A 24,803-nucleotide genomic window follows, 5' to 3' on the forward strand; every position below is an offset into this window, starting at 1 on the left:
AAACTCAAAGGGGATACCCTCGTGGCGCTAACATTAAGTGATTTCGCTCAGTCTCTTACCGTGGAAACCGCATTCAGCGTACTGGCCGTTGCCAAACAGCTTAAAGCAGAAGGTAAAGATGTCGTCGAACTCGAAGTCGGCGACAGCCCGTTTGACAGTACCGCTTCTGCCAAAGCCACCGGTATTGAAGCTATCCAGAACAATCAGTCACACTATTGTGCTTCGCCGGGAATCCCTGAGTTCCGCAAAGCTGCCGCAGAATTTGTCTCCCGGGAATTCAATGTCAACGCAAAGCCGGAAAACATCGTCGTCGGACCTGGTGCCAAAGTATTCGAGCAGTTCTTTTGTGAGGCATTTTTAAACCCCGGTGATGGCGTGCTGGTGTTCAGCCCGTATTTTCCCACCTATCTGCCCAACATTGAACGCCGCGGCGCCCGGATGGTATTGTCTGATCTCAAACAGTCCAATGAATTCCGACCTGACATCGCCGACATCAAAAAGTTTCTGGAAGAAGATCCTGCCCCCAAAGCCATCTTCCTGAACTCGCCTCATAATCCTACTGGTGGCGTCATTGAGGAATCGGACCTGAAAGCCATCGCTGATCTGATTCGCGGCAGGAATATTGCCGTATTCAGCGACGAACCTTACTGCCACATGGTCTGGCAGGGCAAGCATCACTCCATCCTTGCACAACCAGGTATGCTGGATCAATGTGTTTCCGCTTACACATTCAGTAAATCCTACAGCATGAGTGGCTGGCGTCTGGGTTTCTGTGTGGCTTCAGAAGCGGTCGCGACTTCGATTGGAAAAATGGTGAATACCACGCTTTCCTGCACACCCCCGATTGTCCAGCTGGCAGGTGCTGCTGCCCTGAACTGCGATTCCATTGAGCGTGACGAAGTCATGTTGAAATTCCGCGAGAAAGTAGTACTGCTGACCAATAAGCTGAACGAGATCGAACATTTCCATGCGCTGGATCCGCACGCCACATTTTATGTTTTCGTCAACGTTGCTCCGGTCTGTAATCAACTGGGAATTACCAGTCATGGGCTGGCGTTGTACCTGCTGGAGGGCGCCGACGATGACTTCGGAATTGCCTGCCTGGGGGGTGAATGTTTTGGAGAAGCCGGACATGGATTTTTACGGTTCAGCTGTGCCGAGCCGAATGATCGCCTGGAACAGGCGATTGATTTCATTCCCGAAGCACTCTCTCGAACCGAACGTATCGCCAGCTATCTGGAGTCACATCCGGCTGCCCGGTTGAAAGCTCCCTACCCGGTATAAATCGCCACCGCGACGCTCGGCTCTACCGAAAGTCAGCCCCGTTGTTTTCAGGAATGTTATGAACCGTTATCAATTCGTGATACGCAGCGGACTGATTCTATACTGGGTAATCCTGTTTACCGCGACTCATATTCCACTTAAAAAAGGAACCATCCCCCAGGGAACCGATGTGCCTCTGCATTTCATTGCTTATGCCGGGCTCGCATTTCTCCTGACATGGTGGCTGTCGCTCAAATGGGACAGTCTGACACTCAAACGCCTGATTCTGATACTGGTCGGAGTCAGTCTGTTCGGTGCGCTGGACGAACTGCTGCAGGGCATCCCCGTATTACAGCGTGAACCAAGCATTAAAGACTGGATCGCTGACACGACAGGTGCCCTGTTGGGAATGACCCTGTTTCTGATCGTCAGTAAGCCACTGCATCGCATCAGCAGCCACTTCCAGCAGAAATCCGACCCACGGGATTAAGTACCCGGTACGGCTGGCTCGTAAATCCGGTTACAGCTTCTTACGGGTAGAAGGAGTGCGCCAGCGTCGCTTTGATTTTTCCAGCAGCGTCAATGCGCCAGCGGGGCCCCAGGTTCCAGCGTAATAAGGTTCGGGCGTATGCTCGGGACGCTCCCATTGTTCCAGTATGGGCGTCACAAACTTCCAGGCGGCTTCCAGTTCATCACTGCGGGTAAACAGAGTCGAATCCCCGCGCAGAACATCCATCAGCAGCCGCTCATAAGCTTCAGGCAGACTCGTGTGATACGCGTCTTCAAACGCGAAGTCCATCGTGACCGGCTGAATCTGATACTGCATGCCGGGGCGCTTTGTCGAAAATTTCATGGAGATCGACTCTTTAGGCTGAATCCGGAAGATCAGCTCGTTCGGCTTGCGTTCCACCATCGAGCAGATATCGCCGTCACATTCCACTGTCGTAAACAGATTCATGGGAGGATGTTTGAACTGAATCGCAATCTCGCTCACACGCTCCGGCAGACGTTTTCCCGTGCGCAGATAAAAGGGGACTCCCTCCCAGCGCCAGTTTTCCACCAGGACTTCCATCGCGACAAAAGTTTCTCGATGAGAGTCGGCAGGCACGCGTTCTTCTTCCCGATAACCGGGAACCGCCTGATCCTGCGACTGCCCCGCGGTATATTGACCGGCGACCGCCCATTCCGATATGGGGCCTTTTGAGCCCGGAGACAGGGTTTTCAATACTTTCAGTTTTTCGTCACGGATTTCTTCCCCGCTGAATAACGCCGGTGGCTCCATGGCGATCAGACACAGCAACTGCAGAACATGATTCTGCAGGACATCCCGCAAGGCTCCGGAACGGTCATAATAACCGCCACGCCCGTGCTCGATCCCCTGTGATTCCGCGACAGTGATCTGCACGTGATCAACATGGTTGCGATTCAGGAGAGGCTCAAAGATCGAATTACTCAGTCGGAACAACAGAATATTCTGGACAGTCTCTTTTCCAAGATAATGATCGATACGATAGATCTGATCTTCGGATAAGAGCTCACTTAATTCCTGACTCAGTTTTTGTGCCGACTCTAAATCGTGTCCAAACGGCTTTTCAATGACAACCCGTAACCATTGATCATCGGAATTGCGGGGAATCATCTCTGCTCGAGAGAGTGCCTGTACCGCAGGGTAAAAAAGCGAAGGCGCTGTCGCCAGGTAAGCCACGCGTTTTGAAATCACATCTCCCACTGCTTCACGTTCCACATCTTCGATTGTGGATTTCAGAGAAACGTGGTCGCTTTCATCGGTGATATCGACTTCGCGATAAAAGAGCCGCCTGGAAAAAGTCGTCCATTTCTCATCGGTCACCGTTCCTGTACGGGTAAACTGCGAAACAGACTCACGCTGCTCAGCGCGAAACTGCTCGTCTGTTTTAGAACGACGGGCCAGCCCGATAATCGGCAGCTCTTCAGACAGAAAGCCTTCACTCCAGAGATCGTATAACGCGGGTATCAGCTTACGCGCTGTCAGGTCACCTGACGCACCAAAAATCAGGATGGTGGCAGTAGTCAGGTCGACTGAGGGGCTTGAATTGGCCATGAGACTTACATCCGTGTTTTTTCGAGAAATGAGTTGAGGAATAAGAAGAGCGCACTACAGGCGAAAGACTAAATCTGTGCAGACTGCTGTTCAATCAGCGCGTCCAGTTCGCCTTTCAGGCGAGGCAGTATATCATCATAAGAAAAGCGACCCAGTTCTTTGCTCCCCTTTTTCAGATTCACATAATTCGGCCCGCACCAGAGTCCCAGATCCGCGTCGTCCGTTTCGCCGGGACCATTGACGCGGCAACCCATTACGGCAATCGTGATTTTATGGTCTCTGGCATAAGCGGTCATCTGTTTAACGTCTGCAGCCAGATCGACAAAAACTTCATTTTCGACGCGGGAACAACTGGGACAGCTGATGATATTCAATCCCTTCTGGTCGAAATCGACGACGGAGCGAACCCGGCCTGCAGCGATATCATTCAGAATGGAATGCCCGGCTTCAATCTCTTCTCCTTTGCGGTCATTGGGTACCGTCAGAGAAACGCGGATTGTATCACCAATGCCTTTGCTGACCAGTTGCTCAAATGCGATCCGGGTTTTAATGACTCCGTCGGGAGGCAAGCCCGCTTCCGTAACTCCCAGATGCAGTGGGATATCGGGCCGTTTGGCGGCAAACCGGGTATTGACTTCAATCACTTTCGCAGGATCAGAATCTTTCAGTGAAACACAGAACCGCGTGAAATCAATCGATTCCAGAAATTCACAATGATCCAGCGCGCTTTCCAGCATCGGTGAAATGGAATCATGGGGATCATATTTTTCCAGTTTGGCCGGATCGACGGATCCGCAGTTCACGCCCACCCGCATCGCACAATCATTGTCTTTCGCGACTTCGGCAATGAAACGGACTTTTTCCTGCCAGGCTTTTTCGGGCTCATGATGATACAGGTGCCCCGGGTTGTACCGCAGCTTATTGACATACGGTGCGATCACTTCCGCCAGGCGATAATTTTCCTGCAGGTCCACGGTCAATGGAACCGTGGTCTGTTTGCGAATTTCGATTAAAGCGGCTGCTTCCCGCTTATTATCGACTGCAATTCTCACGATATCTGCCCCCGCCTGTTCGAGCGAGTGAATCTGGGCAACCGTCGCGTCGATGTTGCTGGTCTTGGTCGCAGTCATGCTTTGGACGGCGATCGGATGCGCGTTTCCGATCGTGACTGTACCAATTCTCACTTCTCTGGTTGGATTACGAGGTAATTGCAAGTTGTTTATTCCTTATAAGATAATGCCGCTTATCGGCCCGTGAGCGGGCTCCCGGATTGTAAAAGATCGCGGCCTCAACGTCCATTGATGAAAAATGCGAAAAATCAATTGGGATTGACAGATTTTCGTTGTCGTTTTACAAGCCTTCGGTCAATTAATTGCATTTTATGCAAAAAGTGCGGATATACAAAGTAGGTGATATTAAAAATGAATCGTCAAATTGCAGGGATGCTAGTCGGTTTATCGTTGTTCAGCGGATGTGGTTCTGAGTCACATCCTTCTGCACAGCAAGCAGTTAAGCCAGAGAACACCACTAATAACACAACCCAGACAGCGGCGGCTGGCACTCCAGATCCTGCGAAATCAGATTCTGCGTCAGGACAGAAACCGCAACCAAACGCATCCCCCAATACACAGGCTAACGTCGATGCGGCAGCCCTGCAGAAAGCCGAAGAATTCTACCTGCGCGGAATGGAATTCCAGAAACAGGGGAAGCTGGCAGAATCGATTCAGGAACTGACCATGGCGATCAAATTGAATCCCCAGGTCTCACGGTTCTATTTTCATCGAGGCAGCGCCTGGGCCGATTTAAAGCAGGACGCCAGCGCCATCGTCGATTTGACTAAAGCTATTGAGATGAACCCCCAAAACGCACAATATTATTATACACGCGCGCTGTTCTTCATGACGCGGGGGGGTGCCGAACTCGCAGTTAAAGATTTTACTAAAGCCATTGAAATTAAACCAGACAGCCATCAGGCCTTGAATAATCGGGGACTCCTGTTTGCCACCACGGGAAAGCTTAAGGAGGCCCGCGCAGATTTCGAACGGGTTCTGGAAATCAAATCAGACAGCATTGATGCAATGAATAATCTCGGATTCGCATTGATGAATCTGAATGAAACTGACAAAGCATTAGAAGTTCTGAATAAAGTTCTGGAGCAAAACCCCAAATATCTCAACGCTTACGATAACCGGGGACTGGTCTGGAAGAAACGCAAAGAGTATGACAAGGCGATTGCTGATTTTACCAAAGCCATCGAACTCAGCCCGAACAGTCTGAAATTTTACCGACAGCGAATGGCGGTCTATCAGGAGTCAGAACAGCCTGAGAAACAGAAAGCAGATGAAGAAAAAATTGTCTGGCTGCAGAAGCTGGCGGGACTGAACGAGCGGATGGCCAAGTCCCCCGAAGATACAGAGCTGATCCTGGAGCGTGCACAGTTTTACCTGGCATCAGAGATGCGTGAGCAGGCAATGAAGGATTATGCAAAAATCGTCGAACTCACACAGGACACGGGCCGCGGTTATTATATTCGCGGTGCCCTTTATCTTGAAGAAAATAAGCTGGATCGCTGTATCCAGGAATGTTCCCGGGCCATCAAAATTCAGCCTCAGCCGGAAGCCTATTCTGTTCGCGGGGATGCATTCATGAAGCGCGGAGATGTGGAACACGCGTTGCGTGACTTCGAACGCGCCAAGCGGATCGATGAAATCGTCGCCAAAGCATACCTGATGCGTTCTAAATCACATAAAGAACGTGGCGAGTACGAAAAAGCAGCGGAAGATTACGAACGCGCTGTTGCCATCGACCCTTCCCTTGGCCCTGGAAAACTGGACAAAGAAAAAACAGCCGGCAAACCTGTGATTCGGCCCATTCAATAAGAGTCAGATCCAGATCTGTTCTAAACTGGATTCTCCTCAGATCGCATTTTTTTCAGACAGTTCAATTCATTCAGGCAGGTCTTCATGAGTGGCGGATTTCTGGATGACAATGAGTATGCAGCTCATCCTTCCCAACCGGCAAACGGACTGGATATCAACGACCTGTTATTAGTCAGTTTCAATTCACGGGTCGTCGCTCTGCACCGTGATACCGGTAAGCTGCTCTGGTCATGGAAATCACCCAAAGGTCGTTCCAAATTTCTCGCGATGCTCATTGACGAAGACCAGCTCTTTGTTTCAATCGACGGTTATACCTACTGCCTGGATCCCTTCTCTGGACGTGAAATCTGGTTCAATCCACTGAAAGGGCACGGTTATGGTATTCCCAGCCTCGCTACCGCAAATTTTAATACAGGATCCGCGGCGGCAGCAGAACTGATCGCCCGGGAACAGCAGCAGCAGCGTGGCGCGCAGTAACAGAAGTAAGTCGCTCCTGAAAGACATCGCGTTCAGGAAAGCAGTTCCGCGTTCGTCAGGTGCCAGCGATTCGGGTTGAGAAGTGGTTCGAGTGAGAAATCCGGGCAGGCAGGATTCGCATACACAAACACGTTCGTCTGTGAGTGCCTCTGGAAAAATCCGAAACGGGCCAGCAGTTTCGAAACTTCTTCGCGACCAAAGTAATTGATCACGATCGTCTCCATACCAATCTGTCGACAATAACCGCTGAAAGCTGTCAGCATCAGCCGAAATGATTTCAGATCTCGATAGAAAAAATCCTGAATGCCCGCTGCATAATCACCACTGCGCCCCGTCTCTCCCAGTACAAATACCATGTACCCCAGCAGCCTCTGGTTGCGGTCTTCCAGAGTCATGATCTGAAACCGTGTAGTGGGTTCCTGGCGAAATCGCCATTCCAGAAACTCACGCGTCCGCTCAACCATGACCAGTCCTGCGGAATGCTCTCGAAACAGGGCTTCAAAGCGTTCATCAATCGGGGCATCAAAATTAATTTTATTCTGATGTGGCAAAAACGTCCGCGTCTCCTGCGAATAAAGTCGTAAGCCCAGATCTGCCAGACTGGCAACTCCTTTTCTGATCAGCGGCGATGAAATTCGGTCTTTGAATTTGTATTCCGTCCGAATCGGTTTCACCCAGTGCTGGAATGTACCCACCTGTTGATAGCGACAACGCTTGAATACGGCGGTCGCGGTATCAGTCATGCCGTACACAAAATTGAAGTTGGTATGAGGCAGGTGCGCGATCAATGCTCTTTGCAACTTCAAAGCCGCCTGAGCAGAGCGATGCTCTTCATCGATATTAATCGACTCGGCCTGACCGACGGCAAACGGTTTCCCACCATAACACATGCGACGGGTTAATAAACCCGTTGAACCGATCAGCTTTCCGGCTGATTCTTCATGCGCGAGCCAGCAGTAGTTCTCACCGAAAGGGTTTTGATGGTGAGACCAGTTAAACCATTGAGAGCTGGTTTTCTTAAAATTCCGATTAATCAGGGAAATCAGTTCTTCCTGATCGTCACTCGGGGTCGCCTGAGTGATTGAATAGCCCATGCCCTGGAAACCTGTCAATGCATTCTGATGAGATGTGAAAACAATCGCGCGATATGTTGATTAAACCTAGGTCACACAGGATAAAAGTCAAATCAAAGCGGGCGTTCTCTGTTCGCCTTCTTCCGGTCAATGAAACCAGATCAGGATGCAGTCTATTCAGCTGCAGGTTTATTCGGAAGCAAACTCTTTCACCAGCAACTCGACGATCTCAGAATTTGCCGCCGGGAAACTCAAATCAGGCAGTTCAGCAGCCGGGATCCAGTGAAAGCCATGCAGAGTCTGCTGGAATAATTCATCAGAGGCATCGGCGGGCCGACAGAGCCAGAAATCCAGATCCAGTTCTGCATGGTCGTAACTGTGTTGAACCGACAGCAGTTCATGGACAGGTATGACTTCCAGACCGGTTTCTTCCCTGCATTCTCTGGCGGCACAGGCTGACGAGGGTTCTCCGGTGTGGCACTTCCCCCCTGGAAATTCATGATAGCCTGCCAGAGGCGAATCTCCATTGCGAATTCCCACGAGGAATCGCCGCTGATATTCCACAACGGCAACTCCAATATGACTTATTTTCCGGTTACTCATGATAGCGCTCCGTTTCCGCCGGAAGAGCTGTGCCTGTCTCAGCGATTGTCAGTGACGCGACCGAAAATCATACGACCTGCACTACTCTGTAGAACACTGGTAACGACAGCATCCACATCACGTCCTACAAGGTGATTGGCCTGTTCACATACCACCATTGTACCATCATCCAGATATCCGACACCCTGAGCCTGTGATTCTCCTTCTTTGATGATCTTCAGCTGGATATGTTCGCCTGGCAGATAACGTGGTTTCAATGAGTTGGCAACATCATTCAGGTTGATCACATCGACCCCCTGTACGCTGGCAACCTTATTCAGATTGAAGTCGTTGGTGACAACCTTACCACCCAGTTTTTTCGCAGCAACCACCAGTCTCTGATCGACGGTCAGCCCTTTTTCCTTGTCGGTTTCCTTGGCTTCGTACATGGAAATATCGACGTTCGGGTTATTCTGCAGAGCCGAGAGAATGTCCAGCCCGCGACGACCTCTGACGCGGCGAACTTTATCACTGCTGTCGGCAATATCCTGAACTTCTTTCAGTATAAAGTCGGGAACGACCATTTCGGAATCCAGAATTTTCGTCTCGACGACATCTGCAATCCGTCCATCAATCAAGGCACTGCTGTCCAGTACCAGGGGACGTCCCCCCTTCAGTTCTCGCGAGAACTCAACGTAAGGGACAATAAACCGAAAATCATCTTTGGTCTGCAATAGAAAAGAGATACACAGATAGGGCAGCGTCAGGGTCGTGATCATAACCACTCCCTCACCCCACGGTGTTTTGGATATCACCGGGTTTAACGCCTGGATCAGCAGGTAACTCAACAACACTCCCACCAGCAGACCAAAGTAAATGGCCGACATCACTTCGATCCGTTTACGGCTGATAAGCAGATCCAGACAGGTTACAGCCTGTGTCAGAATCATCAGCAGTACAAAGGCAATCAGTGGATACTGATCAACGGGGCTGGGCGGGTTGGAACTGACAAAGGTGGCGATGGCCCCTGCACATACAAATGCGTAGAGCACTCGAATACTGATTAACAACATTACAAATGAGTCACTTTAAGTCTAAGGCAAGATTTCAGTTACTTGTTCCCATCGATTCTCGCATGCCGAAACTCATTGTAAAAAACAGGTGATTCAGGCCGATTTCAATCGCTTGAATCCGATTCAGTAATATCCCTGTTCTCCGGAAATAAGTCTCAGACATCCAGAGAGTTTGGGAATGATTTTGATTTTTGCTCTAACAGGCAGACAGCAGACCGGGCAATTCCCGCTCTACTTCCCGCCTTGTGAACAGTCCTGATCCGGAGTTGTTTATCTCCAGACCGCACCTGATCCCCTCTGTTTATGTTTTGATTTGTGACAGTCAGTCAGATTTCAATTCAGGACCTCGTCTGCTCCTTCACTGAAACTTCTTCTTATCGACCGACTTTAACTCCTCTTTCCCTTCACAGAGTGCGAGATAACAAAATCATTGTGTGATCTCCCAAACACACAACAGACATCAGCTGTCGTTTTCCGATCTGTTAAACCGTGAAATACAAAGCTGTTATTAAAAACCTTGATACCCGTTTCAGGCAAAGGATAATCGTACACTATAGCCAATCAAATTTGCGGTTGCTACTGAAAAGGAAATCAGAACCATTGATTCTCACATGAATTTTGCAAACATTCTGCAGGCAGCATCTCAAGAGATCTGATTTTATTTCCACTGGTACTATACAATGAAAACAGCCCACAGACAGATGTATCCGTGAGCTGCGCGAATTCTTGATTTTCCCGAGAGGGTTAACTGCCCGCATTCGGACCACCCACCGGTGGTGCAAACTTGATTTTCTCTATGTAACGGATGATGTGTTTCCCGGAGGGATCCAGGCGTCCGGTACAGGCACTCACGGCTTTCAGGGTATATTCATAATGCAGGTTGTAATCGGATTCCAGCTCGACCTCCATATCTTTGGTAATGGGGCTCCCTGGTCTACCGATAATTTTCAGGATCTCATGATTCAGGCCGGCAAATACATTGGGACCATTACCCAGATTGAGCTGTCCCACACGAATCGTATTGAGAGAACCATCTTCATTTGCAACCAGCCTGACTTTTATATCCGTCTTAAGCACAGGTTCGTCGGAAGCTTCCGTGCTGTCAGTAATAGGCATGTTGACATTAAAATCACCTTCCGGCTCCACGATATTCAATGTCAACATAAAGAAGATCAGAAGCTGGAATACCACATCGATCATCGGTGCCATCTGTGGCTCGATCTTTTCTGCTTCTCGACCTGAACTGCGTAACTTCATAGGAATTGATCCTGACAAATTAAAAACTGTTTAGCCAACAGTAGTTTTCTAAGAGTCGTCATTCAATTTTTTGAGTTGCTTTGAAGGCAAACTTGGTAAAGCCGTTTTCCTGTGCCAGCTTTATCAGATCCTGAACCAGACCTGTTTTAACCAGTGCATCGGCTCTCAGAATCACAGGCACATCCTTGGGGTCCTGGTTTTTCTGTTTGTAAATACGCGCTTCCTGTTCGAACTTCGGTCCAAATTTCAGCACGGGAATCTGCTCACCGTTATAAAATATATACGCTTGGGGATCCGTAATCTCCCCTTCAGCGTTCCGATCAAAACCGATATTCAATACCAGTTCGTCCGCGGCTTTGACTACCGGCGGTTTTGCCAGGGAATCCGAAGGCAGCTTCACGCGCTCATCAGCCTGAATCTGCTCGAAGTTGGTAATTACCATGAAAAACGCGATCAGCTGAAACACGATATCAATCATCGGCGTCATATCAACGTCAGCAACCGCTGGCTTTTTGGTCTTGATTTTCATTGAATCACTCTTTATTCAATCAGGGTATGACAGACTGCGACACGCAGCCTGTCTGTTTGATCGATAACGATATTATTTGCTGCTGGAGGAGAAACGGTTCATCAGGCTTTCGCTGATCATGCCGACTTCCAGTGAAAAACGGGCCACCCGGTTTCTCAGCAGGCTGTAGAAAATCATCGCAGGAATCGCCACGGTCAAACCCTCGAGTGTTGTAAACAACGCGGTGGAAATACCGTCTGCCAGCTCGGAGGGCTTGGGTGATGTCGCTGAGTTGGCGATGGTCTGGAAGCTCAAAATCATACCATACACGGTACCCATCAGACCGATCATGGGAGCAATCGCACCAATCAGAGCCAGGTAACTCAGTTTGTGTTCCATGGCCATGTTTTCGTCTTCACCAACTTCCTGCATCCCCTCAACTGCTTCAGAGTAACCCTGGTTGAGTTTACTCAGGCCCGCAGCCAATACACGAGCAACAAACGAATCATCACTCTTCGCCAGTTCGTAGGCTCCCTGGTAATCTTTATTGTTGATTTTTTCTTCAAAGGCACCAATCAGATCGGGAGGCATGAGGTTGTCTCGACGGATCGAAAGAACATTTGCCATGATCAATGCTACCATCAGAAATGAGAGCAGTAACAGGATGAGACCGAAAAAGCCGGAAGCTCGAATCATCCACGCCAGAAAGCTTTCCTGTGCAGCAGCCGGTGCCGCATTTCCAGCAGGAGCAGCTTCACCACCACCGGCAGCAGGTGCTTCGCCCGCTGGCTCAGCAGCCGGTGCCGCTTCATTCTCTGCTGCTGGAGCATCACCAGCCGGTGCCGCTTCATCCTGAAAAGCCCAGCTGTTCGTTGTCAGACCGAACGGTGACAGAATCACAGCCAGAAGTAATAATATGCTCAGGCTACGAACAGCCAGTGAAGTCTGATTCCGTTCCAAGGAATTCCCCATCATCATCGTTGTGGTCTCCGGTCTACTGAAAGGAGTGTTAATCGTGAATAGCTTGTTGTGGGACTGAAAGTGTCTTAAATACAAGTGTGTTATTATTTATAGGCCAAAATTGTATTGTAAAGGGAAGACCTGACGAATCTTGCCAGCAATCTGACTTTCCTGTCAATTTATCAACCTTTAGTGGCTTTTTGCGTCCATTCACTGTCGGGATACTGTTGTTGCAGCACTGCCCGGGCCTCGGCACCCCGCTCTGGTTTCTGAATTTTTCCCCAGAGATTCGACAGGTGGTATAAGGCTTCCGCGTGCACAGCGGGTTCTGATGGAAACAGCACGTCAACATGCAGATAAGCGATCAGAGCTTCTTTTGATTCACCTAAAGCCTGGTAGCAGTCCCCTTTTTTCAGATACGTTTCCGCCAGCAGACTGCTCTGCTGTGAACTGACTTCTTTGATGATCTGATCCAGAACTTTGATGGCATCCTGAGGTTTACCATCTTTTTCCAGACAAATCGCACTTCCCAGTTGGGCAGCATGCTTAGTGGCCAGTTCGCCTGGTGTCTTGCCGTCCATTTTGGCAACGGCTTCGAAAGCGGCCAGCGCCCCCTTGGTATTTCCCTGGGCCAGCAGAACCCGGGCTTTCATATTTTTGGCATCCATCTGGTAATCTTTCCAGGGGGATCGCTCCACTGTACCAAATGCCGAATTCGCTGCCGCATAGTCTTTTTTCGCCAGGTAAGTTTCCCCCAGCAGTTTCATTGCCGGATAATATCGGAAGTGATCACCGTTGGCTTTGACAAAATCATCCAGCAGCTTAATAGCATTATCCAGGCCGGCAGGATTCGATTTGGCACTGCGGGCCGTGGCACGGGCAACCATGAACTGCAGACTCTTTTTCAGATTCGGGCTCGCAGAGCCTTCTGCCTTTTTATACTCTTCCAGAGCGGCTGCATAATTCCCATTCTGCTCCTGATTGCGGGCGATATTCAACTGAGGAGGCTCTCCATCCCAGCGAACGCGTTCAATTTCATTCGCCGGTATTTTGACATCGGAGGCCCCGCGTTTTAATGTCAACTCAGTCTTCGTGTAACCAGTGACATCTCCCAGCAACGGGCTGCTGCCATCATATTGATAAATCGTATCTGCGGCAGTAGCATTTGACGCTGTCAGAATTGAAATTCCTGCCAGCAGAATCAAACTTGACCAGAACGGACGTTTCATGAGTTTGTTGCTCCTCAACGATAATTGATGTCTCATCTCGAGATGATTTCTATTATTCAGAGTCATACCAGCTGAATATCAGCTATCCTGAGATTCATTTTCAGGACGAGGTCGTGACTGTTTCTGTTGTTTTGCCTGAGCCGCCTTCTTTTTGGCAATCGCCGCTTTGCGGGCTGCTATTTCTTCAGGCGACATTTGCGCCAGCTTTGCTTTGCGGGCAGCGATCTGTTCCGGAGTCAGCTTGCGTTTTTCTTTGCCGGATTCACTCTTGTCGGAATCTGTTTTCTCAGTCGGCTGCCTGGTCTTGGACTTCTCGGGTTCTGCTTTGCTGCGTGATTTCTCTACAGAGACGCCGGGCGCCGCCGACTTCGATGATGCGGATCGACTTGGTTTAGGACTCGCAGGCGCAGGAGCCGGAATATCGGCAGGCATCGTGACATTGGTTGCCAGCTGATACGAAGGCCTTGTTGATTTCTTACCAGGTTTCATTCCGAAGAAGTAAAACGCGGCAGCACCACCAACGCCGACCAGCAGGAGCAATACGATGATCATCGTATTGGATCCTCCCGTTGCCTGTGCCACCGGCTGCTGTGCCACTTTCTGACTGGTATCCGCCGGCGTTTCTGTTTCCAGAGGAGTCGCATCGTTGGCGGCAACCGTTTCGCTGGCACTCACGCGTCGCGCCAGATCCTGGGGATCTTCACCCATATCAACCTGGATCTGTCGATACAACTTGTTGAACCGTTCCCAGACATCGTCGGGCAGGTCAACGCTGATCTGGCCCAGCACATTGATTTCGGATTTTGCACGCTCCAGTTTTTCAGCATCATTGACGGCGATCGCATACTTTTGCAGCGACTCTACCTTATTGTACTGGGCATCGTAATACATCTCTTTCAGGTCTTCACGACCTGGTGTATCCATCGAATTCTGCAGTAGTCGCGCCAGATAATTCCAGCCTTTAATTACCGCACCATTTTCCAGTTCCATTCCATTGATGGCATCCATATATTTTTTACTGTTGTCACCCTGACCGCTTGAAGCCCAGGTCTGCAGGAGATTTGCTGCCTCAAACTGTACTTCCGGTGATTTTTCTTTTTCTTTCAGTATCGGGGCGAGCAGTTTCAGAGCTGCTTCGTATTCGCCCTGTTCCCGTTTGCAGTTTACCAGTCGCAGGGTGATCCCCACTTGAAAATCACCTGGGATAAAATCGCCTGTTGCTGCCTGGCGTTTCAGAATTTCTTCGAAAGCGGCTGCAGCTTTGTCATAATAGCCCCGTGCCACCGCTGGGTCTTCGCTGGCTCCCTGCCCCATGCCGTAATAAGTTTCACCAATCCAGACCAGTGAGCCGTAGGTCTGATCTTTGCGTTTGAAAATGTCTGTCAGGAATGTTTCCAGCGATTTTCGAACATCGTCGATTCGCTTGGTGTCCCCAGCCGCCTTGAGACGTTCAATCTCTTCAGTTATTTTCTCACCCAGCTGACGGTACATCTCCGTGATGGATTCTCCACCGGAACCTGAAGCGGATTCTTCCAGCTCTTTCATCGCTTTCCGGGCCAGGTCGATCTGCTGCAGTCCAATATAGCCCCGCAGCTGCAGCTGGTAGACCAGATTTGCGAACTCGCTGCTTTGCACGCCTTTGGCAGGTCGCTTGGTTCCTTTTGCAACATGGATGGCTTTCAGAACCGCATGCGGATCCTTGGACAGGATATCAATCGCATCCTGATATTTTCCGTTGTTTAAGGCAATTTGTGCGAGTGACGTTTTTGCGGCCGTTAAATCTTCAGGAGTCTTTGCTTCCGCAGGGAGTGATTTCAATGTTGCTGCGATTCCCGTGCGGAGATGCTTTTCAGCTAGCTCAGACCACTCTTTTGCGTTTTCCGGTTTCGTTTCGGATCGCCGCGACATTGCAGTCAGATAGCTGTTCCAGTATGCCTGACCGGCCCTGATCTGGGCATCCGTGTATTGCGGCGCGGCGGGGGGAACCTGTGAAAACCATTTTGCTGCTTCGGCAGGTCGTTCGGTGGAGCTGTAGATATTTCCAAGCTGGATCCGGGCGTCATTCGCACGACCACTTTCAGGCCATCTGCTGGTAATCAGGTTGCAAATCTCTTCCATATGCTGATTATCAACGTAGCGCTGATCCTTGGGGGAATCGTTATAAGCCTGCAGATAACCGGCCAGAGCCAGGTAGGCTGCATCCAGTGACATGCCCCCATTGACTTTATCATCACTCCTGGCAACCAGCTCAGCCAGAATTGCACATTCATAACTGTGTCTGAGGTTATAGTAGGTATAACTCAACAGAAAGCGGGCATGATCCAGCTCTTTGGGGTCCGTTTTATTATCCGCCAGCTTCAAGGCAATCCGCAGGATCCGCGCCGTTTCTTCCATAAACTGCGTCAGTTCGACCTGGGCTTTCTTCTTGTCCGCTGCTGACTTGGCTGCTGCCAGCTTGTCTTTTAAGGCCTTCGTCTGCTTATTACGGTCCTGACCCAAGCCATATGCAGTGGCAAAATCCTGAGGATCTCCACCGGAATTCCCCTGAATCTTTGCATTGATGCGGCCTACCATCAGCCGGGAAACATCTCGATATTTGCCCCGGAAGGCATTCACAAAGCGGGCATTTGCCAGAGCCTGCCTGAGAATCCGTTCCTGATCACCTTTTTTCGTGCTTTCCTGGTTCGCCAAAGCCTCTTGAGCACGCGCCAGTTCCCAGGTTATCCCCTGGCCAATGGCTGTGCGGCTGCGGGAACGATTTTCTTTCAACCATTGTTCGGCTTCATTGATCACCAGTTCATAGTCTTTATTCTTGTCGTCATTCAGGCAGATCAACCGGAACTGCAGGCAGTTATCTTTTAATGCTTTAATCGCCGAGGAATTACCTGGGTGTCCCAGTAATTCATTGTAGATCCCCAGGGCGCGTCCCAGTTCACCCTGCTCTTCAAAACATTTTCCCTGCCACATACGGGCATACAAACCGCCCACCTGGCTGCGATAGCGTTCGTGAATTTTGGCATACTCTTCCGAAGCTTTTTTCAGAAGCCGATTATAGTCAGCACTGCCGGGATCGTATGTCTGTGCCTCGGCATAAGTACATTGCGCCAGATCCAGTTGGGCACTCATAAATTGGATTTCGGCTTTAGCCCGGGCTTCGTATTTTTCCGGTTCTTTCTGCTTATCGATGAAAGTCGCAGGAAATGATTTCCAGGTTTTTTCGTGCAGATTATAGGCTTTTTGAAAAATGTCCCTGGCCTGTGCCACCAGCTTTCGTGCTGCTTCCTGATGCGCTTTTTTATTATTCTGTTCCGCAGGCGACTGCGCTTTGCGGCCTTCCACTTCCGCTTTTTCCAGAATAATTTTACCGCGTTCAGTATTGGCAGTCCCCGCCATAGGGTGATTGGGATACTGCTTGGTGAAGGATGCCAGTTGTGCCAGTGCCAGGTCTAATGTGGCTTCCTGTTCCTCCGGCAGACGCTGAGTACGCGAAAACATTAACAGGGTCATCGCCCGCTCAAAGGGAATCAGTTCCTGTACTTTCTTTGGCGTGGTTTTGTCAGCGGCAATTTGATCGAGGTATTCTAATGCCGTGTCGTGATAATTTTTATCACGTAATCCCTGAAGAAACTCGAGATATTGCTCCTCTGCGGTAACAGAAGAGACTGTTGTCAGAATCGTAAACAGACTCACGATTGAAACAATATGGAATAGACGCATATTATAAATTCCATCGCTAATAAACGGATGAACCGGGGTCGTGAAAGAGAGGATGCTAGACCTGTGATATCACGAATTTGAAGGCTGCCACACAGAACATGGACATACCCTGGCTCTCATTATACCTACTTCATCTACCAGATGTTCGCTGTCAGATCGCTATTTTCTGTGTGAAATGATTTACCAAAGATGATGGTGAACCAATCTTTACAGAAAATATCTATAAATAACAGCATATCCCGACGACAGGGAGTCTGCAAGAAAGATGCAGGGAAACGTTTATATTTCCAGTCGTTCAACAGGTTCTGACTGTATAAAGGGATCTTGAGACAAAGACACACTGAAATTCTTACGACAAAACAGCAAAGATAGTTGGCAGCCCGGCCAGACAACCTCAAATGCGGGCAGAATAAAGTACTGTCGTTCGAATTTGACGCTGCACAAAGATCTGACTATGCTGTCAGTTCGAATAAATGACAGGCTGATCTCGAATCCGGGATCAGCCAATCGGAGAGGTGACAGAGTGGCCGAATGTGCCGGTCTCGAAAACCGGTGTGCCGCAAGGTACCGGGGGTTCGAATCCCCCCCTCTCCGCATTCATTTGTACATGACCGCTTTTGACTTTTTTGTAGGACCAAACAATCAACCGGAATTGAAGATTCTGATTTTGTGCTAGATTTGTGCTGATTAGAAATCTGCTTCGTAGAAATCTGGTTTATTGTGCCCCCCCCTGTAGAAAAAAGTTTTGATATTGTTGTCGTACAAAGGGGCCTGATCCATCCGGCCACAATTAAATACTGGCCGGGGACTCTGAAAATTATAGAGCCCCCGGCCCTGTGTTTTTCAAAGAACGAAGTACTTAAGGTCGCCGTCTCGTTCTAAATACTCTTTCCTGGCCAGACACTATGCGTCCGGCCAATTCAACCTTTCCATCGCAGACTGTGACTCCTGATCAGCAATATGCGTGTAGTGTTTCAGTGCCTTAAGAACAACATGCCCCACACATTTATGGATAATTGCCTCAGGAACTCCTGCCACGAGGGCTCGCGATATAAAAGTGTGACGGAATGTATGCTGCCCGCCGATAGCCATCTTCAAGTCACCGCATACCAAATCAGCATTCCTGGTCTTTGGCATCGACCAGTCCAAAACCTTCTGGGAGTATAAGTCAAGCACGGCAGCCAAATACAACCCACCCTGATCGGTCCAGGAAGATGTGATATCACTCACCCAGATCTGGTCGGCTTACGTGGGAGAGTCGAACTGTTGATTCACCAGATTCTCAGCCACTCGCAACTGGTGATTTGAATCTGTAGTGACACATATCATCTTCGTTGTTTTGGCATATTTTTCTGCTTCCGGCATCAATCTTACTACGTTATACACTCTACAATTGTGTCTCGTTCCTGGAGATCCTGATGAATGCGAGATGAGCCGTAAACCTGGCGGTTTTCATGATGAATCACACGGATTTCTTCAAGCAGTTTCTGCTGACGAAGGTGACGGATACTCGACTCGCGTCGTTTCCAGGTAGAGAAACCGCTCCATGAAACCTGGAAGATCTGACACATGGCAGTGAGTTCAAAGGACTGGTCGTTTTCTTCGAAAAAGGCAAACTTTCTTGATTTTTCTTCGCAAAAAAATGGTGGTTGTTTTTAAAATATCCCGTTCCATTTTAAGTCGATGTATTTCTTCACGTAGCCGCTTCAGATCTGCTTTTTCATCTTCTGTCAAAGATGGCGACCTTTGTCCCGTAGCATGAATTTCACTTTCCATTTACTTACGAATCTGAGAGATGTGGACTCCCAGGCTCCGGGCAGCTTCAGCGAGTGAATTCGAAACCTGCAGTGCCCGTTTTTAATCAGAGTCATTTTCAAAATAACTATTATGAGAGAAAGGTAAGTCAAGAAAATCGTAGTCATCGGAGAAAGTGGATTAATCGGATTGAAAGTGGTGAGTATACTGCGGGATCGCGGCCATGAGGTGATTGCGGCATCACCGTCTTCAGGAGTCAACACGATCACAGGCGAAGGATTGATTGAAGTTATGACAGACATAGATGTGTGATCATAAATATTGCAAATTCACCATTGTTCGGAAGCCAGGCTTCGCTGCAATTCATTGAGAAGTCGAGGCAGAATTTCCTTGCGACGCTGGCTCAGAAAGAATTGATCAAAGCGGGTACGATTCCTTATACAATCGTTCGGACAACGCAGTTCTTTGATTTTGGGGGGCCCATTGCTCAATCAGGTACTGAAGTAAATTCGGTCCGTTTCCCGCTGACGTTGATGCAGCGAATCGTTTCAGATGAGGTTGCATTGGCCCTGGTAGACGCTGTGATTGCGGAGCTGCAAACTAAAACGGACAAATTTGTGGAGTCCCTATCTAAGCTTGGAAGCCATACCTATTTGCGGATTCATCACAAACCAGAAAAGCACTGTTCAGAACGGCTCCTGAAGTGTCAGATCAAACGAACCGTATTTTGAACCAGTTGCATGTCAGAAAAAAGAAGGTTAGTCTGAATTTTCTAAAATAATCGATCTGATCTGATCAGAAATCTAATTATTTTTCGGTATTGATGTTGTGGAAATATCGCTAACGGGGCGCGACCGGATATTCAGAATAGAAACTGCTGGAACCATGAAGCAGAGTCAGGGCACTCACTTTTAAATTTTCAGGGGAGTACTTGTTATTCCAATTTAAACACCCCATAATATCCAGAATGTGAATATATGTATAAAATCAAGGGCCCTGGGTATGATAAGCACACCTGATCAAAGACGTGGATTTTCACTAATCGAACTTCTGGTCGCAATCTTTATCATCGCAATTCTGATTGCGCTGCTGCTGCCTGCGATTCAGCAGGCACGGGAGGCAGCGCGGCGTTCACAGTGCAAAAATAATCTCAGACAAGTTGGTTTGGCACTTCAGAACTATCACAGCGCCTTTCAGAATTTTCCTCTGGGAGTCAGAAACCAGAATTTCGGATTTGGCTCCAGCTGGTGGGTTGGCTTGCTCCCCTATCTTGAATATGGAGCACTCTATGAGCTGTATGACCATGAGATCGCCAGCTGTGGATTCACCCCCCTGAATCCGGCTCTCACAGCTGATGTCAAGATGATGGTCATGCTGTGCCCTTCCAGTCCACTGAATGAGAGAGTCAACGGTGTTTTATTGCCGGGAGTTAATATGACGATGCCGCATTATGCCGGTATCTCTGGGGCGACGAATACCGGCACTGTCTCAGGGAGCAGGAATTCATTTTCAGACGATCTCTTTCCCGCATCATCAAATTCCATGTGTTGTCTGCCTCACCTGGATGGCAGAGTTTCAGCTACAGGTGTGCTGGTTCCTAATCGAACTGTCACGATCCGAGATATCACAGATGGTACTTCTAATACGATTGTGGTGGGGGAGATTTCCAGTACTGTTGAAAAGTCGGGAGTGCAAATCCGCGTGGATGCGGGTAATCCCAGTGGCTGGGCCACGGGGACTGTGAATATCGGGACGCCGCCGCTGTTGCTGGGGCCCGGGGGTTTCACGCCGGCCTTCCCTGTATTTAATCTGACGACCGTTCGCTACCCCATCGGCACCAAGGACGGGGGATTGCCGGGAATTCATACTGACGGGGGGCCTAACAACCCCTTGATTTCTGCGCACAGTGGAGGGGCTCAATGTCTGCTCACTGACGGCTCAGTACGTTTTCTGAGCGAAAATATGAATCTGGAAACTTTGAAACTTCTCTGTACCCGCAACGATGGAAAAGTGCTGGGAGAATATTAACCAGTAAAGGAGTGAATCAGAAATCAATACCTGAAACCGGAATTGTCTTTGAAGAGTACTCACTTATTCCTACAAACTATCCTGTGCTTTCGCATAATTCACAACGAAAAGGGCCAACAATGATGAATCGTTTTAAACTCACTTTTTCTATGGGAACCTGTTTCTTGTTCTTTTGCCTGGCAGGTGATGCAAACCAGAGTGTTGCCAAGGATAAGACAGAAGAGCCCAAGTTGATAACCTGCGTGTGTAACCAAGTTCGCCTTGCACCAGTCGGTGTAGATCTCTGGATGTGGATGGCCTATAAGTATCAGTATGATACAGACTGTAATGCTGCCACTGCTGTTTCTGTGATTGAGTATGATACTTATGACGAAACTGCAACCTATCCACAAGAATTTTGTAATGGATCAAGTGGTTGTGGCGCATGCTCACCACGATTTATTCCAAAAGATAAGAATGACCAGAAAAAAAGCTCCGTTGAACCCCCGATCACTCACTATATGCATCCTTTGCCAGCTAGTCCTACCGCCAGGCTGGATCTCTATCCCCCTGAAACTAAGCTACATTACGATATATTAGAAACACGTATTTTGCAATTTGGAACACCAATGTCGCGTGTAAAGTATGCAAAGGTATTTTTCGTATGTGCCTCGAAATCTGAAAATCCAACCGAACAATCTGACGCATACTATTTCTGGTATGGATTTGAAGTATATGGAAAAGCGGACAAGATTCCAGTTATGCTTCCCTATTCCTATTCCGAGAAAAGAGCTACCTATTACATGCCTGATAGTTCTGATGGTAAATGCCGTGAATACGCGTTTATCAATTACGCTGGTTCCCAATTCCTGATTCGATTTAAAGAGGAAGTCAAACCTGAAGATAGAAATATAGACTGCCAGGATCAGAAAAATTCTAAGTAGTAAGTTGAGTTAACATCTTAGTTTAAACCGCCCCCAAGGTATGGATCCTGAGCTATCTTATTTTGGGGGTTGTTTTTTGGGAGGGATTGAGCCAGCCAGACGGACAAGGCGAAAACCAATCTCAGAACTTCGACCATAACAAACTGCGGCTTTAACTGAAAACGAAGCGGTTGGTTTCGCATTTAATTTGCTGCCAATCTGGTGAGAAATATCTCCTCGGAAGACAGAAAGGCCAATAAAATTGGAAGTACGAAATTCTGGATTCAGTTCTAGTGCCACATCGGATGATTTGATCTGTTCCGGCGTCGCTCGGGAAGCGGTCCATTCAGCTCCCTTTTGAAGAAAATTCTGCAGGTCAGGATACGAAGGGATAGAATGAACAATATGTTCGAACTCCTTGTCGGTCATCAATCGACCACCTGCTTCTTCAGCAAAATGAATGGCTAAATCCTGCCCCTTGGGATAATAAGGTTCGTCCGGAGGTGATTGTCGGGCTAGCTTCGAGGAAGATGTATCCGGGCGAATAATTAAGTAGTCTCGATTTGTGAATTCTTTAGTTGAGACAAACAGGTCTGGAACGCTATTCTCGATTCCTTTAATCAATACCATCTCATCCAGAACTCTTTGGGTTGGAATAATAATTTCAGGCCAATCAATCGTATCTGGGCCTGTCTTTTGCCAGAACCTGTTTTTGGTACTCCCGATGGGGGTTTCAGTCCCACGGGGAGGCACCTTGCGAAACACGTGGTGAAACCGCGGCGTCCCTTCCAGAATCGCCACTACATAGTATTCACCGGGAGCCAGACGCAGTGTATTAGGGGTGGTACCATCTGCTTCAAATTTGATGCTTGTATCAGGTTCCCCACTGATGGGATCGCGAGGGTAGACCAGGATACGTGCATCCGGAGGATCCGTATGGACGTTGACCTGCCATTTTCCGTCATCATGCATCACCATCATGGCAGTCATACCACTCAGGAGAAGCAGGCAGATCGTAGTGCAGGCGGCGCTCAATAATCGATTTCGTTTAACCCAGCGCCATAATTTTTCCTGCGGTGCAAGTCGACGTGCCGTGATCGGTTTGTCTTCGATGAATCGCTGCAAGTCGGCAGCAAGTTCACTGGCAGTGTTGTAGCGATCACTGACGACTTTGCTCATGGCTTTCAGACAAATCGTCTCCAGATCACGGGGGACACTTGCATTCCATTTATGGGGGGGAACCGGTTCGGTATGCAGGATCTGAGATATCATCTGCTGGCTGGTGCTTCCCTTAAAGGGAACCCGATTTGCCAGGAATTCATATAAAATGATCCCCAGGGCATAGATATCACACCGACCATCGACCGAGGAGGCTTTGCCGTCAGCCTGTTCCGGGCTCATATATGAGAAGGTCCCCATGATGGCGCCAGCCACGGCAATCGTTGATTCGACATCGGAGCGTTTGGCGAGTCCAAAATCAGTAATACGAACCTGACCGTCCTCAGTTATCAGAACATTATTCGGTTTCAGGTCCCGATGAATGACTGATTCCTGGTGCGCGGCATGCAGCGCACTGGCCAGATCACGACAGATGGTTGCCGCTTCGATAAAATCGACTTCATGATGCCGCGTCCAGTCGCGCAAGGTCGAGCCCTGGATATACTCAGTTACCAGTACGGGAGACCCGTCGATCTCTTCAAAGTCATAAATCGATACAATTCCCGGATGAGAAAGCCTGGCTGCAGAGCGGGCTTCCCGGAAAAAACGGTTTCTTTCCTGTTCTGACAGTGATTGATTTCGCGGGATTTTGACAGCGACGATCCGCTGTAGCTCTTCATCCCAGGCCTTCCAGACTACGCCAAAGGCACCTCGACCGACTATTTTCTCCAGACGATAGCGGCCGATTCTGCGGATCTGCTGATGTGAGTCGGCCAGCTGCGAGGAAAAATCCTGCAGGATCTCACTGTACTGGGGAAACCGAGACTGGTATTCATCCAGAGAGATCAGGGTGCCGTTTAGACTTCGATAATGAATGTCCAATCTGATTAATTCTGGAAAGACAATCGACTGAGTTTTCCCGGCTGTTTCGTTGAGGAAACTCTCAATCAGGGGGGCGCGGCCCTGTTTCCAGGATGACTCAAAACTGTCACAGATGCGGTCTATCGTTATGGCAACTGCCATAAGATCATCATCATCTACGGGATTATAGGGGGGATTCGTCATGGCTCCATATTTTTCTGATCAGTCGCACTTTTCGAGTTATCGTTGCAGGGGAAATATCCAATAACTCACCGATTTCTTCATGAGTGTAACCCTGTATCTTATAAACCGCAATTTTCTTCAAAACATCATCAGAAAGTTTCCCTAAAGCGCGCTGATATTCTTCCTCCATAATCACGAAGTATTCTGGAGAATGATCTGTTGCTACAAATACCTGAAAATGTTCGAGTGAAGTCATTGAGATTGGCAATTTGCCGTTGACAGAGGTTCGTTTTTGGGCTGTTTCGCGACGGATGTGGTTCACAGCCTTTCTCTGGGTCATGGCAATCAATAACCACCATAATTCGTCTCGGTTCTGCACTGAGTCGAAACGGCCCTCTTGTGAAGCAGCCCACACGCTTTCGAAGACAGAAAGCACGATGTCTTCGGCATCCAGTGTGGCGGTCGGGAAAGTATTGACACGTGTCTCTGCATAGCGAATCAATTTTTCATAGAACTCATCCCAGATCCCCTGGACTGTATCTTTCTGATCCTTCCCCAGTGTGTCCAGCCAGTTTGAAACAGGAGTCTCTTCGTTTTTATCCATGTTTAATATCTGATTTGAAATTGGAACAGAAAAAAATGGCCCCTTCAGTATTTGGCATACTCAATTCCATCAGTATACCGTTTCGTTAGAGAGTAATCTTCCTTGTTCTGTAAGAATTTAAGCCGATTATCCTCAGGCGTTTTTCCTGTGTTTTACATGGAATATCTACCATCCAGGTTCGCGCAGTGGAAGTATGAATGACTCTCATACTTGC

19 protein-coding genes and 1 tRNA gene are annotated in these 24,803 nt (G+C 48.8%); 8 read left to right on the forward strand and 12 right to left on the reverse strand.

The window, feature by feature from the left end:
* The first annotated feature begins 21 nt into the window (after nucleotides 1-21).
* Both AACZ40_RS02490 and AACZ40_RS02495 read left to right on the forward strand, forming a co-directional pair.
* Complete coding sequence (locus AACZ40_RS02490; RefSeq protein WP_291175808.1) at nucleotides 22-1,284, forward strand: pyridoxal phosphate-dependent aminotransferase; 1,263 nt, start codon at nucleotides 22-24, stop codon at nucleotides 1,282-1,284.
* A gap of 58 nt (nucleotides 1,285-1,342) precedes the next feature.
* On the forward strand, nucleotides 1,343-1,753 hold the full coding sequence (locus AACZ40_RS02495; RefSeq protein WP_291175805.1) for a VanZ family protein: 411 nt from the start codon (nucleotides 1,343-1,345) through the stop codon (nucleotides 1,751-1,753).
* A 30-nt stretch (nucleotides 1,754-1,783) separates the two neighbouring features.
* Here AACZ40_RS02495 and zwf read toward each other — a convergent pair whose 3' ends face one another.
* Together zwf and ispG are read right to left on the reverse strand one after the other, a co-directional pair.
* The gene (gene zwf / locus AACZ40_RS02500) at nucleotides 1,784-3,343 is read right to left on the reverse strand and encodes a glucose-6-phosphate dehydrogenase (protein WP_291175802.1); all 1,560 of its coding nucleotides are present in this window, start codon (nucleotides 3,341-3,343) and stop codon (nucleotides 1,784-1,786) included.
* 68 nt (nucleotides 3,344-3,411) lie between these two features.
* Nucleotides 3,412-4,557 carry a (E)-4-hydroxy-3-methylbut-2-enyl-diphosphate synthase gene (gene ispG / locus AACZ40_RS02505; RefSeq protein WP_291175799.1) on the reverse strand — a complete coding sequence of 382 codons (1,146 nt, stop codon included), beginning with the start codon at nucleotides 4,555-4,557 and terminating at the stop codon, nucleotides 3,412-3,414.
* A gap of 207 nt (nucleotides 4,558-4,764) precedes the next feature.
* Here ispG and AACZ40_RS02510 point away from each other — a divergent pair, with 207 nt between their 5' ends.
* Both AACZ40_RS02510 and AACZ40_RS02515 read left to right on the forward strand, forming a co-directional pair.
* A complete protein-coding gene (locus tag AACZ40_RS02510) occupies nucleotides 4,765-6,222 on the forward strand; it encodes a tetratricopeptide repeat protein (RefSeq protein WP_291175796.1) in 1,458 nt (485 codons plus the stop codon).
* A gap of 84 nt (nucleotides 6,223-6,306) precedes the next feature.
* On the forward strand, nucleotides 6,307-6,699 hold the full coding sequence (locus AACZ40_RS02515) for a PQQ-binding-like beta-propeller repeat protein (protein WP_291175793.1): 393 nt from the start codon (nucleotides 6,307-6,309) through the stop codon (nucleotides 6,697-6,699).
* 32 nt (nucleotides 6,700-6,731) lie between these two features.
* Here AACZ40_RS02515 and AACZ40_RS02520 read toward each other — a convergent pair whose 3' ends face one another.
* From AACZ40_RS02520 to AACZ40_RS02555, 8 genes are all read right to left on the reverse strand, one after another.
* Nucleotides 6,732-7,793, reverse strand: a complete 1,062-nt coding sequence (locus AACZ40_RS02520; protein ID WP_291175791.1) for a GNAT family N-acetyltransferase — start codon at nucleotides 7,791-7,793, stop codon at nucleotides 6,732-6,734.
* A 168-nt stretch (nucleotides 7,794-7,961) separates the two neighbouring features.
* The gene (locus tag AACZ40_RS02525) at nucleotides 7,962-8,375 is read right to left on the reverse strand and encodes an NUDIX domain-containing protein (protein WP_291175788.1); all 414 of its coding nucleotides are present in this window, start codon (nucleotides 8,373-8,375) and stop codon (nucleotides 7,962-7,964) included.
* A 38-nt stretch (nucleotides 8,376-8,413) separates the two neighbouring features.
* Nucleotides 8,414-9,427: a PIN domain-containing protein gene (locus tag AACZ40_RS02530; protein ID WP_291175785.1), complete on the reverse strand. Its 1,014-nt coding sequence runs from the start codon at nucleotides 9,425-9,427 to the stop codon at nucleotides 8,414-8,416.
* A gap of 744 nt (nucleotides 9,428-10,171) precedes the next feature.
* On the reverse strand, nucleotides 10,172-10,684 hold the full coding sequence (locus tag AACZ40_RS02535; protein WP_291175782.1) for a biopolymer transporter ExbD: 513 nt from the start codon (nucleotides 10,682-10,684) through the stop codon (nucleotides 10,172-10,174).
* Nucleotides 10,685-10,742: 58 nt separating this feature from the next.
* Nucleotides 10,743-11,213 carry a biopolymer transporter ExbD gene (locus AACZ40_RS02540; protein WP_291175778.1) on the reverse strand — a complete coding sequence of 157 codons (471 nt, stop codon included), beginning with the start codon at nucleotides 11,211-11,213 and terminating at the stop codon, nucleotides 10,743-10,745.
* Between the two features lie 72 nt (nucleotides 11,214-11,285).
* Nucleotides 11,286-12,152 carry a MotA/TolQ/ExbB proton channel family protein gene (locus AACZ40_RS02545; RefSeq protein ID WP_291175775.1) on the reverse strand — a complete coding sequence of 289 codons (867 nt, stop codon included), beginning with the start codon at nucleotides 12,150-12,152 and terminating at the stop codon, nucleotides 11,286-11,288.
* Between the two features lie 182 nt (nucleotides 12,153-12,334).
* Nucleotides 12,335-13,381 (reverse strand): tetratricopeptide repeat protein, encoded by a 1,047-nt coding sequence (locus AACZ40_RS02550; RefSeq protein WP_291175772.1) that lies wholly within the window; start codon nucleotides 13,379-13,381, stop codon nucleotides 12,335-12,337.
* A 78-nt stretch (nucleotides 13,382-13,459) separates the two neighbouring features.
* Nucleotides 13,460-17,098 carry a tetratricopeptide repeat protein gene (locus tag AACZ40_RS02555; protein ID WP_291175769.1) on the reverse strand — a complete coding sequence of 1,213 codons (3,639 nt, stop codon included), beginning with the start codon at nucleotides 17,096-17,098 and terminating at the stop codon, nucleotides 13,460-13,462.
* 509 nt (nucleotides 17,099-17,607) lie between these two features.
* Here AACZ40_RS02555 and AACZ40_RS02560 point away from each other — a divergent pair.
* From AACZ40_RS02560 to AACZ40_RS02575, 4 genes are all read left to right on the forward strand, one after another.
* Nucleotides 17,608-17,692 (forward strand) — tRNA-Ser (locus AACZ40_RS02560).
* Between the two features lie 1,469 nt (nucleotides 17,693-19,161).
* Nucleotides 19,162-19,584 (forward strand): hypothetical protein, encoded by a 423-nt coding sequence (locus tag AACZ40_RS02565; RefSeq protein ID WP_291175767.1) that lies wholly within the window; start codon nucleotides 19,162-19,164, stop codon nucleotides 19,582-19,584.
* A gap of 271 nt (nucleotides 19,585-19,855) precedes the next feature.
* Nucleotides 19,856-20,881 carry a DUF1559 domain-containing protein gene (locus AACZ40_RS02570; protein WP_291175765.1) on the forward strand — a complete coding sequence of 342 codons (1,026 nt, stop codon included), beginning with the start codon at nucleotides 19,856-19,858 and terminating at the stop codon, nucleotides 20,879-20,881.
* A gap of 11 nt (nucleotides 20,882-20,892) precedes the next feature.
* Nucleotides 20,893-21,804: a hypothetical protein gene (locus AACZ40_RS02575; RefSeq protein WP_291175763.1), complete on the forward strand. Its 912-nt coding sequence runs from the start codon at nucleotides 20,893-20,895 to the stop codon at nucleotides 21,802-21,804.
* A gap of 57 nt (nucleotides 21,805-21,861) precedes the next feature.
* On the opposite strand, the gene AACZ40_RS02580 is transcribed toward AACZ40_RS02575, so the two are convergent.
* Entirely contained in the window at nucleotides 21,862-24,006 is a 2,145-nt protein-coding gene (locus tag AACZ40_RS02580; protein WP_291175761.1) for a serine/threonine-protein kinase, read from the reverse strand.
* Nucleotides 23,987-24,589: an ECF-type sigma factor gene (locus tag AACZ40_RS02585; protein ID WP_291175758.1), complete on the reverse strand. Its 603-nt coding sequence runs from the start codon at nucleotides 24,587-24,589 to the stop codon at nucleotides 23,987-23,989. Before AACZ40_RS02585 ends, AACZ40_RS02580 begins: the two co-directional genes overlap by 20 nt.
* Between the last annotated feature and the right edge of the window lie 214 nt (nucleotides 24,590-24,803).

The sequence above is a fragment of the uncultured Gimesia sp. genome (genome assembly GCF_963972345.1).
In the GTDB taxonomy this organism is placed as follows: domain Bacteria; phylum Planctomycetota; class Planctomycetia; order Planctomycetales; family Planctomycetaceae; genus Gimesia.

Excerpts from the sequence above, each read along its gene's own strand:
- AACZ40_RS02495 (WP_291175805.1), top strand. The coding sequence starts at position 1,343 with ATGAACCGTTATCAATTCGTGATACGCAGCGGACTGATTCTATACTGG.
- zwf (WP_291175802.1), bottom strand. The coding sequence starts at position 3,343 with ATGGCCAATTCAAGCCCCTCAGTCGACCTGACTACTGCCACCATCCTG.
- AACZ40_RS02510 (WP_291175796.1), top strand. The coding sequence starts at position 4,765 with ATGAATCGTCAAATTGCAGGGATGCTAGTCGGTTTATCGTTGTTCAGC.
- AACZ40_RS02515 (WP_291175793.1), top strand. The coding sequence starts at position 6,307 with ATGAGTGGCGGATTTCTGGATGACAATGAGTATGCAGCTCATCCTTCC.
- AACZ40_RS02520 (WP_291175791.1), bottom strand. The coding sequence starts at position 7,793 with ATGGGCTATTCAATCACTCAGGCGACCCCGAGTGACGATCAGGAAGAA.
- AACZ40_RS02525 (WP_291175788.1), bottom strand. The coding sequence starts at position 8,375 with ATGAGTAACCGGAAAATAAGTCATATTGGAGTTGCCGTTGTGGAATAT.
- AACZ40_RS02530 (WP_291175785.1), bottom strand. The coding sequence starts at position 9,427 with ATGTTGTTAATCAGTATTCGAGTGCTCTACGCATTTGTATGTGCAGGG.
- AACZ40_RS02535 (WP_291175782.1), bottom strand. The coding sequence starts at position 10,684 with ATGAAGTTACGCAGTTCAGGTCGAGAAGCAGAAAAGATCGAGCCACAG.
- AACZ40_RS02540 (WP_291175778.1), bottom strand. The coding sequence starts at position 11,213 with ATGAAAATCAAGACCAAAAAGCCAGCGGTTGCTGACGTTGATATGACG.
- AACZ40_RS02550 (WP_291175772.1), bottom strand. The coding sequence starts at position 13,381 with ATGAAACGTCCGTTCTGGTCAAGTTTGATTCTGCTGGCAGGAATTTCA.
- AACZ40_RS02555 (WP_291175769.1), bottom strand. The coding sequence starts at position 17,098 with ATGCGTCTATTCCATATTGTTTCAATCGTGAGTCTGTTTACGATTCTG.
- AACZ40_RS02570 (WP_291175765.1), top strand. The coding sequence starts at position 19,856 with ATGATAAGCACACCTGATCAAAGACGTGGATTTTCACTAATCGAACTT.
- AACZ40_RS02580 (WP_291175761.1), bottom strand. The coding sequence starts at position 24,006 with ATGACGAATCCCCCCTATAATCCCGTAGATGATGATGATCTTATGGCA.
- AACZ40_RS02585 (WP_291175758.1), bottom strand. The coding sequence starts at position 24,589 with ATGGATAAAAACGAAGAGACTCCTGTTTCAAACTGGCTGGACACACTG.